This is a genomic window from Bradyrhizobium macuxiense, from assembly GCF_001542415.1.
Classification (GTDB): domain Bacteria; phylum Pseudomonadota; class Alphaproteobacteria; order Rhizobiales; family Xanthobacteraceae; genus Bradyrhizobium; species Bradyrhizobium macuxiense.
Window position 1 is genome coordinate 24,361 of sequence record NZ_LNCU01000060.1, and the last position, 11,889, is coordinate 36,249.

General features: G+C 62.6%; 10 protein-coding genes. 5 read left to right on the plus strand and 5 right to left on the minus strand.

Annotated features, from left to right (window positions below; all coding sequences use genetic code 11):
• The 5 genes from AS156_RS44575 to AS156_RS18430 form a co-directional block, all read right to left on the minus strand.
• On the minus strand, positions 1-597 hold a 597-nt coding region (locus AS156_RS44575), incomplete at its 3' end, for an NAD-dependent epimerase/dehydratase family protein (protein ID WP_245312935.1).
• Between the two features lie 47 nt (positions 598-644).
• Positions 645-1,571, minus strand: coding sequence for a carbohydrate ABC transporter permease (locus AS156_RS18415; protein WP_066507123.1), 927 nt, complete (start codon positions 1,569-1,571; stop codon positions 645-647).
• Positions 1,564-2,523, minus strand: coding sequence for a carbohydrate ABC transporter permease (locus AS156_RS18420; RefSeq protein ID WP_082747580.1), 960 nt, complete (start codon positions 2,521-2,523; stop codon positions 1,564-1,566). Before AS156_RS18420 ends, AS156_RS18415 begins: the two co-directional genes overlap by 8 nt.
• A 108-nt stretch (positions 2,524-2,631) precedes the next feature.
• Positions 2,632-3,951, minus strand: a complete 1,320-nt coding sequence (locus AS156_RS18425) for an ABC transporter substrate-binding protein (RefSeq protein ID WP_066507126.1) — start codon at positions 3,949-3,951, stop codon at positions 2,632-2,634.
• A gap of 179 nt (positions 3,952-4,130) precedes the next feature.
• Positions 4,131-5,198, minus strand: a complete 1,068-nt coding sequence (locus AS156_RS18430) for an ABC transporter ATP-binding protein (protein WP_066507129.1) — start codon at positions 5,196-5,198, stop codon at positions 4,131-4,133.
• A 207-nt stretch (positions 5,199-5,405) separates the two neighbouring features.
• On the opposite strand from AS156_RS18430, the gene gntR reads away from it, so the two are divergent.
• The 5 genes from gntR to AS156_RS18455 all read left to right on the plus strand — a co-directional run bounded on the left by gntR (position 5,406) and on the right by AS156_RS18455 (position 11,857).
• A complete protein-coding gene (gene gntR, locus AS156_RS18435) occupies positions 5,406-6,434 on the plus strand; it encodes an HTH-type transcriptional regulator GntR (RefSeq protein ID WP_066507132.1) in 1,029 nt (342 codons plus the stop codon).
• Between the two features lie 212 nt (positions 6,435-6,646).
• Positions 6,647-8,485, plus strand: a complete 1,839-nt coding sequence (locus tag AS156_RS18440) for an IlvD/Edd family dehydratase (RefSeq protein WP_066507135.1) — start codon at positions 6,647-6,649, stop codon at positions 8,483-8,485.
• A gap of 125 nt (positions 8,486-8,610) precedes the next feature.
• Complete coding sequence (locus AS156_RS18445; RefSeq protein ID WP_066507157.1) at positions 8,611-9,345, plus strand: SDR family oxidoreductase; 735 nt, start codon at positions 8,611-8,613, stop codon at positions 9,343-9,345.
• A 16-nt stretch (positions 9,346-9,361) separates the two neighbouring features.
• Entirely contained in the window at positions 9,362-10,108 is a 747-nt protein-coding gene (locus tag AS156_RS18450; RefSeq protein WP_066507137.1) for an SDR family NAD(P)-dependent oxidoreductase, read from the plus strand.
• Between the two features lie 144 nt (positions 10,109-10,252).
• A complete protein-coding gene (locus AS156_RS18455) occupies positions 10,253-11,857 on the plus strand; it encodes an IS1182 family transposase (RefSeq protein WP_066498669.1) in 1,605 nt (534 codons plus the stop codon).
• Positions 11,858-11,889 lie beyond the last annotated feature (32 nt).

The window sequence follows — 11,889 nt, forward strand, 5'->3', positions numbered from 1 at the left end:
GCGGAGGATGTTGGAGAAGAACCCGGATGCCGCCTTGTTCGGCTTGCCCGGCCGCACGCAGATGGTCGGCAGGCGGATCGAGATGCCGTCGAGCAGGCCCTTGCGGGTATAGTCGTTGATCAAGAGCTCGCAGATCGACTTCTGCGTGCCATAGCTGGTCAGCGGCGTGTGGAAGAACTCGTCGCCGATCTTCTCCGGGAACGGCGCGCCGAACACCGCGATCGAGGACGTGAACACGAGCCGCGGCCTGTAGCCGCCGCCGACGGTGCGGATCGCGTCGATCAGATGGCGGGTGCCGTCGAGATTGATCCGGTAGCCCTTGTCGAACTCGGCCTCAGCCTCGCCCGACACGATCGCGGCGAGATGGAAGATCACTTCGGGCCGCTCGGCGATCAGCGGCGCTGCCGCGCCTGCGTCGGCGAAATCGGAGGCAACGACGTTGACCGGAATCGAGGCGTTCGCCGGCTTGGCCGGCACGACCACATCCTGCAGCGTCATTTTGGTGATGTCTTGCTTGCCGAGACGGCCTTCGCGCAGCAGACGTTCCGTCAGTTTGCGGCCGACCATGCCGGCGGCGCCGAGGATCAGAATATGCAAGACCCAACTCCTGTTGACCTGAACTTCAGACGCGGGGCCTTAGGTGCTCACTCTTTCACGGCTCCCGTCATGGCGGAGACATAATGCTCTACGAAGAACGCGTAAAGGATAACCAGCGGCAGCGAGCCGCATAGCGCCCCTGCCATCAGGGAACCCCAGCGATAGACGTCGCCGTCGACGAATTCGTTGACGATCGCAACCGGCACCGTCTTGTTCGGGGTCGATTGCAGGAACGTCAGCGCGTAGATGAACTCGTTCCAGCACAGCGTGAAGCAGAAGATGAAGGCCGAGATCAGGCCGGGGACGGCGAGCGGCAGCACGATCTTGATCAGGATCTGCCAGCGGCTCGCACCGTCGATCAGCGCGCATTCCTCGAGCTCGAACGGGATGGTCTTGAAATAACCCATCAAGAGCCAGGTCGAGAACGGGATCAGGATCGTCGGATAGGTCAGGATCAGCGCCAGCGGTGAATCGAACAGGCCGTACTGGAACACGACGGTCGCCAGCGGAATGAACAGGATCGACGGCGGCACCAGATAGGCCAGGAAGATCAGCCCGCCGACGAGGTTCGCACCCTTGTAGCGCAGCCGCACGATCGCATAAGCCGCAAGCACGCTCGCGATGATCGAGAGCACCGTGGCGCCGACAGCCACATACATCGTGTTCCACAACCAGTGCGGATAGTAGCTCTCGAACAGGAGCTTGTGGATGTGCTTGAAGGTCGGATTCCAGGTCCAGAACGGATTGTACTTGTCGAGGTCGAGCAGCTGGTCGTCCGGCTTCACCGCAGTCAGCGCCATCCAGTAGAACGGGAACAGCAGGATGACGACGATGATCGACAGCGGCATGTAGAGCGTCACGATCCGCCGCGGCACCGACTGCAGGTAGCTCATGCCCTCGCTATGATCGGCCGTTGGCGTTGAACCCGACAGTACGGCCTTGAGATTGATGGATCTGGTGGGCAGGTCAGTCATTGCCCTCTCCCTGCTGCCACTTCCTGCGCTGCAGTCCGAACCAGGAGATCATGATCGCGCCGAGCAGAAACGGGATCATGGCGCTCGAGATCGCGGCCCCCTCACCCAGCTGTCCCCCGATGATCGCGCGTTGATAGGACAAGGTCGCCATCAGATGCGTCGCATTGACCGGGCCGCCCCGCGTCATCGCCCAGATGAGCTGGAAATCGGTAAAGGTGAACAATACCGAGAATGTCATGACGACGGCGATGATCGGCGTGAGCAGCGGGTAAGTGATGTGGCGAAACATCTGCCAGGAGCTCGCACCGTCCAGGGTCGCCGCCTCGTAGAGCGACGGCGAGACGGTTTGCAGGCCCGCCAGAAGCGTGATGGCGACGAACGGCACTCCGCGCCAGATATTGGCGAAGATCACGCAGATGCGCGCCCATGTTGTGTCGCCGAGGAAGTTGATGTTCTGGGTAATCAGGCCGAGATGCTTGAGCGACCAGGAGATGATCGAGAACTGGGAGTCGAAGATCCACCAGAAGGCCAATGCCGACAGCACGGTCGGCACGATAAAGGGGATCAGCACCGCGGCGCGCAGCAGCGCCTTGAACGGCATCCGCTCGTTGAGCAGCAGCGCGAGATAGAGCCCGACCGCGAATTTCACCGTGCTCGCCACGAAAGTGTAGAGCAGCGTGTTGGTGACAGACAGCCAGAAGATGTCGTCGTCCCAGAGCCATTCGTAGTTCTCGGTGCCGATGAAGTGGCCGATCCGGCCGATCCGGGCATCCGTGAACGACAGCCAGACGCCGAGCCCCAGCGGATAGGCCAGGAAAAAGATCAGAAACGCCATCGCCGGCAGCATGAACCAGAAGCCGAGCCAGTTCTTGTTGTGGCGGAGCTGATCCCACGCGGTCGCTTCGCGCATTTCGGTCTTGGCGCGTCTCGGTGCAAGGGCGATGTCAGCCATAGGCGATGTCCCGGTTGCTCAACTGGTTGAGCATGACCACGCAATATTCCAACGATGGCATTCCAATGATGGCCCGGGCCGCGGATTGCGCCGCCCGCGCCAGTCTCGTCAGCGATAGATGCGCTTCAACTGCCGCTCGGCCTCGGCGATGGCCGTCTTGGTGTCCTTGGCGCCGGTGCAGTAGTTGGCGAACATGTCAACCACGATGAAATCAGCGATCGCAGTCGCGGCCTTCTCACCGGGCGTGCCGATGCCCGACGCCGGCAGCGCCCGCTTGCTCGCCTCCGCGAACACCGCGTTCTTCGGGTCCGCGGTCCAGACCGGGGCCGAGTCGTAAGCGTTCAGCGTATGGGTGAGATAGCCCCGCGCGCCGGACAGCCATTTCTCGAAGTTCTCCTTCTCCAGCATGAACGCGATGAACGCCTTTGCCGCATTGGGGTATTTGCAGAAGTTGAAGGCAAGGATCGGCACCGCGAGCTGCAGCTCGGTCGGCTTGCCGATCGGTCCGACCGGCCAGAGCGCGTGATAGGTGTCTTCGGCCAGGTCCTTCTTGCTCGGGTCGTCCTTTGCCGCGACGTAGATGGAGATGCCGTTCGAGGTGCAGTAAAGGTCGCCGGCGAGGAACGCCTTGTTATTCGAGGAATCGTTCCACGAGGCCACGCCGGGAATGAAGGTATCGGAAAGCGCCTTGGCATACTCCAGCGCCTTCGCGGTCTCCGGCGAGTTGATGATGACCTTGTCGTTCTTGTCGACGGTCCAGGCGTTGTGGCCCCAGAGAACCCAGTACAGCCAGGCGTTCGCGTCCCCGGTCGCGTGACCGAGCGCGAATCCGGCGGGCGTGTTGTTCGCCTTCATCGCCTTGCACATTTCCAGGAAGCCCGGAAAGTCCTTCGGGAAGTCCTTGAAGCCCGCTTTATCGGTCGCCGACTTGCGGTAGGTCATGTAACCGCCGATGGTCGCGACGGGAATGCCGAGCCAATCGTTGCCCTGCTTGCAGGTCTTGGCGGCAGCGTCGGTCCAGCCGCCGTATTTGTTGCCGAGATAGTCGGCAACGTCGTTCATCTTGATGACCTTGGTCGGGAACAGCTGCGGCAGCGTGTGCAGGCCCCAGGCCATATCCAGGCCTGAGCCGGTGTTCGCGGCAACAGACGCTTTGGGCTGCACGTCTTCGAACGACTCGCTGAAAACGTTCATCTCGGTGCCGGTCGCCGCCTTGAACGCCGCAACCATGGCGTTGAACGCATCGTCCTCCGCGGGCACGAAGCGCTTCCAGCGCATCAGGGTGAGCTTGGCGCCGGGCTCCGCCTTCCAAGGCGCGGTCTGCGCCCAGGCCTTGGCGAAATCGAGCAGCGCCGGCCCGGTCAACGTACCGGCTGCAGCCAGCGCAGTGCCGCCCAGAAGTAGCGAGCGGCGAGTCAAATCGTGCATCGTGCTTCCCTCCCATATGACAGTGTTTTTGTTTTTGATCTGGCCTGTTAGCCGGCCATTGAGATCACCAGAGCGTTTTCGAGCGAAGTGGCTCCCGGTTCGCGCAAAGAAGAAAACGTGTCTAAGTTACCATCTGAAGCTTCGGTTCTGATTCAAGCAGAACCGAGACTTCAAGTCAGTCAGCCATTGAGCCGCTTCCCTGTCCCGTCGTCGAACAGATGAACCAGCGTCGGATCGGGCTTGAGCCGAACCTTGTCGCCCGGATTGAACAAATGCCGCTCGCGGAACACCGCGACCACCTGCTCGCCGCCGAGCTTGGCGAACACCTGGGTCTCCGAGCCGGTCGGCTCGACCACGACAATCTCGGCCTCCGCGCCGTCGTCGGCGATGGTGAAATGCTCGGGCCGCACGCCATAGACCGCCGGCTTGCCGTCGGAATTGGCCGGGGCCGTTTTCAACGGCAATTTGACGCCGTTCGGCCCCTCAAAATAGGCGGCGCCGTTCGCCTTGACGTTGCCCTTGAGGAAATTCATTGCAGGCGAGCCGATGAAACCGGCGACGAACTGGTTCGCCGGCGTATCGTAGAGCTCGAGCGGCGAGCCCATCTGCTCGACGATGCCGTCATGCATCACCACGATCTTGTCGGCCATGGTCATGGCCTCGATCTGGTCGTGGGTGACGTAGACGGTCGTGGTGCGCAGGCGCTGATGCAATTCTTTGATCTCGGTGCGCATCGCAACGCGCAGCTTGGCGTCGAGGTTCGACAGCGGCTCGTCGAACAGGAACACCTGCGGATCACGCACGATGGCACGGCCCATCGCGACGCGCTGCCGCTGGCCGCCGGACAGCTGGCGGGGATAGCGATCGAGCAGCGGCGTCAGCGCCAGGATTTCCGCAGCGCGCTTGACGCCGGTCGAAATCTCGTCGGCCTTGGCGCCGCGCAGCTTGAGCGAGAAGCCCATATTGTCGGCGACGGTCATGTGCGGATAGAGCGCATAGTTCTGGAACACCATCGCAATGTCGCGCTCTTTGGGCTGGACATTGTTGACGACGCGGTCGCCGATCGAGATCGTGCCTGAGGTGATGTTCTCGAGCCCGGCCAGCATGCGCAGCAGGGTCGACTTGCCGCAGCCGGAGGGACCGACCAGAACGACGAATTCGCCGTCCTCGATCGGGATCGTCACGCCGTGCAGGACTTCAAAATTGCCAAACGATTTCCGCACGTCGCGAATCTGGACCGACGACATCCACTTCCCTCCCTCGAGTTCCCGGCGGCGTACGACGGATGCCGCGACCGCTCTGCTTTTTCGACCGGCTTCGCTTTCGCGACGCCCGATTGGACTGATGTCATTGTCCGCAGTTTGTCCGGGTTTGGCAATCGTTCGATTAGCAATCGCTTGGTAGCGCTGTCAATATCGGTTTGTCCGATGCACAGCCTGTGATATGAGCGGCAAATGGCCCGAAAGCGCATCACGCCAGGCAAGATCCGGCTCGCCGAAGTCGCCAAGCTCGCCGGCGTCAGTCCCATCACCGCGTCGCGCTTCTTCAGAAATCCCGAGGCTCTCTCGGTCGGAAAACGCGCCCGGGTCGAGAGTGCGGCAAAAGAACTCGGCTATGTGCCCAATCTGGCCGCGCGGGCGCTTGCATCGCAACGCACCGAGGTGATCGGTGTCCTGATCCCGTCCTTGACCAACAACGTGTTCGCCGACGTGCTGCGCGGCATCTACGACGCACTCGACGGCAGCCGTTACAGCATCCAGCTCGCCAACACCCGCTACAGTATCCTGCAGGAAGAGCGGCTATTGCGTCTCTTCCTGGCACAGAAGCCCGCCGGCCTGATCGTAACCGGCATCAATCAGACCGCGGATTCCCGCACCATCATGGAATCGGTCGATTGCCCGATCGTCCAGATCATGGAGACCGGCCCGGCGCCGGTCGACATGATGATCGGATTCTCGCATTTTGACGCGGCAAAGGCCGCGATCTCCCACCTGCTCGACCGGGGATACCGACAGATCGGTTTCCTCGGGGCGCGGATGGACCCGCGGGTGCAGCGGCGGCTCGACGGCTATCGATCCACCATGAGCGAGGCTGGGCTGTTCGACGAACGGCTGATTGTCACAACGGCGATTCCCACCTCGGTGACATTGGGCGGCACGCTGTTTGCCGACCTGCTCGCCAAGGCCCCGGAGATCGACGCCGTGTTCTGCGTTAATGACGATCTCGCGCTCGGCACGCTGTTCGAATGCAAGCGCCGGCACGTAGCGGTGCCGGATCAGATAGCGATCGTCGGCTTCAACGACCTCGAATTCATGGCGTCGAGCGTGCCGACGCTGAGCAGCGTGCGTACCAATCGCTACGAAATGGGCAGGAACGCTGCCATGATGGTGCTGGAAACGCTGGACGGACGCCGCCCGGCCGAGTCGGTGATCGACCTCGGCTTCAGTATCATGGAACGGCAAAGCTCTGCACGCCGTAGCTAATATCTGCCTGATAACAATCCGTCACGAAGAGGCAAAAATGACAAAATGATAGCGCAACCAAAACTCTTCAACTAAGATCCAATTCCGATCACGATCACATCTGCTCGTGATCGCCGGGTTTGTAATGCGCGACAATTTGCGCAAGGTAGAAACAACATCGACATCAGAGCTCTTGAACGAGCCGATACGAGTTTGCATTGCGGGAGAAACCAATGACAAAACCCCACACCAACGGGCACAGCGCCGCAGGCCAGGATCACAAGGGCAAAGGCCGCAAACTCCGCTCCCAGGAATGGTTCAACAACCCGCACAATCCGGGCATGACCGCGCTCTACCTCGAGCGCTACCTCAATTACGGGCTGACGCGTGAGGAACTGCAGTCGGGCAAGCCGATCATCGGCATCGCCCAGACCGGCAACGATCTGTCGCCCTGCAACCGGCATCACCTCGAACTGGCGCACCGGGTCCGCGAAGGTATCCGCGCCGCCGGCGGTATCGCGATGGAGTTTCCGACCCATCCGATCCAGGAAACCGGCAAGCGCCCGACCGCAGCGCTCGACCGCAACCTCGCCTATCTCGGCCTGGTCGAGATCCTGTTCGGCTATCCGCTCGACGGCGTGGTGCTGACCACCGGCTGCGACAAGACCACGCCAGCCTGCATGATGGCCGCGGCAACCGTCAATCTGCCTGCGATCGTGCTGTCGGGCGGCCCGATGCTGAACGGCTGGCACGAAGGCCAGCGCACCGGTTCCGGCACGGTGGTGTGGAAGGCGCGCGAACGGCTCGCCGCGGGCGAGATCAATTATGAGCAGTTCATCGAGATCGTGGCCTCCTCCGCGCCGTCGGTTGGTCACTGCAACACCATGGGTACCGCCTCGACCATGAACTCGCTCGCTGAGGCGCTCGGCTTCTCGCTGCCGGGCTGCGCGGCGATCCCGGCGCCGTATCGCGAGCGTGGCCAGATTGCCTATGAGACCGGAAAGCGCATCGTCGACATGGTCTGGGAAGACCTCAAGCCGTCCGACTTCCTGACCCGCCAGGCGTTCGAAAACTGCATCGTGGTCAACTCCGCGATCGGCGGCTCGACCAACGCGCCGATCCACATCAATGCACTGGCGCGCCATGTCGGCGTCGAGCTCTCGATCGACGACTGGCAGAAATACGGCCACGACGTGCCGCTGCTGGTGAACATGCAGCCGGCCGGCTTCTATCTCGGCGAGGAATATCACCGCGCCGGCGGCGTGCCGTCGGTGGTGCGCGAATTGATCAAGCACAAGCGGATCCATGAGGGCGCCCTTACCGTCAACGGCCGCACCATGGGTGAGAACTGCAAGGATGCGCCGGCCCCGGATAGCGACGTGATCTGGAGCTACGACAAGCCCTTGGTGAAGGATGCCGGGTTCATCGTGCTGCGTGGCAATCTGTTCGATTCCGCGATCATGAAGACCAGCGTGATCTCCAAGGAGTTCCGCGACCGCTACCTCTCCAACCCGAAGGACATCAACGCTTTCGAGGGCCGCGCCATCGTGTTCGAGGGCCCGGAGGATTATCACGAGCGGATCGAGGATCCCGCGCTCAACATTGACGAGCACTGCGTGCTGTTCATCCGCGGCACCGGCCCGATCGGCTATCCCGGCGGCGCCGAGGTCGTGAACATGCAGCCGCCGGCGGCGCTGATCAAACGCGGCATCCTGTCCCTGCCCTGCATCGGCGACGGCCGGCAGTCCGGCACCTCAGGCTCGCCGTCGATCCTCAACGCCTCGCCGGAAGCAGCCGCCGACGGCGGGCTCGCGATCCTCCGGACCGGCGACAAGGTCCGCATCGACCTCAACAAGGGCAGCGCCAACATCCTGATCTCGGAGGATGAGTTGCGGACGCGTCGCGCTGAACTCAAGGCCAAGGGCGGCTTCCCGCATCCGGCGAACCAGACGCCGTGGCAGGAGCTCTACCGGCAGACCGTCGGCCAGCATGCGACCGGCGCTTGTCTCGAGCTCGCCACGCGCTATCAGGACATCGCCGGAAAGATGGGCGTCGCGCGGGACAATCACTGACTTCGCCGCCGTCATTGCGAGGAGCGAAGCGACGAAGCAATCCATAGCTCCACGTGTGGAGGAATGGATTGCTTCGCTTCGCTCGCAATGACGTTACACTCAAGACAAATGCCAAGGAGACTTTCATGTCTGACCGCTTGAAGGGCAAACGCGCATTCGTAACCGCAGCCGCCGTCGGCATCGGGCGCGCCTGCGCGCTGGCCTTTGCCCGCGAGGGCGCGACCGTGTTCGCGACCGATATCGACGAGGACAAGCTCGCGCAGCTCAAGAAGGACGGCGTCGCAGAAGTCGCGAAGCTCGACGTGCGCGACACCGCAGCAGTGGAGGCCATGGCCAAGCGCGCCGGCCGGACCGACATCCTGCTCAATGCTGCGGGCTTCGTGCATCACGGCACCGCGCTCGACTGCTCGGATGCGGACTGGGATTTCTCCTTCGACCTCAACGTCAAGTCGATGCACCGCACCACACGCGCCTTCCTGCCGGGCATGCTGGCGCAGGGCGGAGCGTCCATCGTCAACATTTCCTCCGCCGCAGGCGCGGTGAAGGCGGCGCCGAACCGCTATGTCTACAGCGCGACCAAGGCGGCGGTCGCGGCGCTGACCCGTTCGGTCGCAGCCGATTTCATCACCAAAGGCATCCGCTGCAACTGCATATGCCCGGGCACCATCGAGACGCCCTCGATGCTGGAGCGCGCCGCGGCTGCCGGCCCGCAGGGACGCGAGATGTTCATCGCGCGCCAGCCGATGGGCCGGCTCGGCACCGCGGACGAGATCGCCGCGCTCGCGGTCTATCTGGCCAGTGACGAGAGCGCGTTCACCACCGGCGTCGCGCATGTGATCGACGGCGGCTGGACGCTTTGAGTGGGGGACACCTGACATGAACAAGATCGATCTCAACGGCCGCTGCGCCGTCGTCACCGGAGGCGCGCAGGGCTTCGGCCGCGCGATCACCGAACGCTTCGTCGCATCCGGGGCGAAGGTCGCGATCTGGGATTTCGACCAGCCGCTGGCCGAGAAGACCGCGACAGCGATCGGCGAGAGCGTGATCGCGATCAAGACCGACGTCGCCGACCCCGCCGCCGTGGACGCCGCGCGCGATCAAACACTGAGAGCGTTCGGCAAGATCGATATCCTCGTCAACAATGCCGGCATCACCGGAGCCAACAAGCCGGTCTGGGAAACCGATCTCGACGACTGGCGCAGGGTGATGCGCATCAATCTCGAGGGCCCCTTCATCTGCTGCAAGTCGATCGTGCCCAGCATGATCGGCCAGAAATACGGCCGCATCGTCAACATCGCCTCGATCGCCGGCAAGGAAGGCAACCCGAACGCCGCGCACTACTCGTCGTCGAAGGCCGGCCTGATCGCACTCACAAAATCGCTCGGCAAGGAGCTCGCGCACCACGACATCCTGGTCAACGCGGTGACGCCGGCCGCGGCGAAGACCGCGATCTTCGATCAGATGACGCAGCAGCATATCGACTTCATGCTGTCGAAGATCCCAAAGGGCCGCTTCGTGCTGGTCGAAGAGCTCGCTTCGATGGTGGCGTGGCTGTCGTCCGCGGACTGCGCCTTCTCGACCGGCGCGGTGTTCGACATCTCCGGCGGTCGCGCGACCTATTAGCCTTACCCGGATACGCGCGCTCAAAATATCGAAAACAACCCCATGCAAAGGAGCAGGCGGGCACCGGCACTCGGAAAAGCGGCTTGACACGTCGAGACTGAGCAAGAACTCGGCATTTTGGGAAGTTGATGTACGATTCTGTTCATGACGAATCGGACATTCAAGAGCGGCGAGAGCCGCGACCAGGCCAGCCTGCTTCCTGCTCGGATTGAGGATTATGTCGGGGCGGACAACCCGGTCCGGGCGATCGAGAGCTTCGTTCGTGTGCTCGACCTTGCCAAGCTCGGCTTTCGCCATGCGGATCGCAAGGCCGAAGGGGTCGGTCAACCGCCGTACGATCCAGCCGATCTGCTGAAGCTCTACCTTTACGGCTACATCAACCAGATCAGGTCGTCGCGCCGGTTGGAGCGGGAGGCCTGCCGCAATCTGGAACTGATCTGGCTGCTGAAGAATCTGAAGCCGGGTTATCGGACGATCGGCAACTTCCGCAAGGAGAACTGGGTGGCTCTGAAGGCGGCCAACCGCAGCTTCGTGCTGCTGATGCGCGAACTCGGTCTTGTCGGCGGCAGCGTTGTTGCGATTGACGGCTCGTTCTTCCATGGCGACGCCAGCAAGGCCAGCATCTTTACGCGCAAGAGGCTTGCCGATCAGATCGGAAAGCTCGATCAGGAGATCGAGGCCTACGGCAAGTCCCTTGAGGACAATGACGCCGCGGAAGCCAGGAAGCCAGGCCAGGATGGCTCCGATGGTGGCGGCGCAGGTGGTGGTGACCTTGGCGCGAAGGTCGCGGCACTGATGGCGAAGCGCTCGCGCGCACAAGCCGATCTTGCTCGGTTGGAAGAGAATGGCGAGACGCAGTTGTCCCTGACCGATCCGGATGCCCGACTTCTGGTCAAGAGCGGCCAGGGGGTCGCAGGCTACAACGTGCAGACCGCCGTCGACGACAAGCACAAGCTCATTGTCGCCAGCGAGGTGGTGAACGACAGCAGCGATGTCGGCCAGCTACATGCGATGGCCATCGCGGCAAAGGAAGCCCTCGAGGTCAAGACCCTGCAGGTGCTGGCAGACGAGGGCTATTACAGCAGCCGCGAACTGAAGGCCTGTGAGGACGATGGCATCACGGCCTATGTGCCGGTGCCGGAGGGCAGCGCCCGGCTCGAGAAGCAAGGCCGCTTCGCCCTCAAGGACTTCAACTATGATGGCGTATCCGACACCTATCATTGTCCCGGCGGCCATCAGCTACATCCGATGAAGAGCAGGCAGAAGAACACCAGTGGCCGCGTCGAGATCCGCTACGCGGCGCGCGGAGCGATCTGCAGGACCTGCCCGCTCAAGATCCGTTGCCTTGGCTCGAACGCGGCCTACCGGACGATCGGTCGCTGGGAGCATGAAGACGTTCTCGAACGTCATCGCGCGCGGATGCAGGGCGCGGGCGAGGTGATGCGCCGTCGCTTTGGCATCGTCGAGCATCCGTTTGGCACGCTCAAATGCCGTGCCGGCTATCGTCATTTCCTGGTCCGCGGCTTCGACAAGGTCCGCGGCGAGTGGAGCCTGATGGCGCTCTGCTACAACTTCACCCGCGTGCTCAACATCCTGGGCTTCGACGCGTTTCTGGCCGCGCTCGCCAAGGCGGTTGCTACTTGCCGATGTACCCTCGCAGCCCTTTTGACGCCCATCCAGGTTGCTCTCGCGGCTCTCTGGACAAACATAGGGCTTCCGCTCGCAATCGGCCGGCCCACGCCGGCCTAACTCCGCTCACCAGTAGTTCTTGCTCAGTCTCG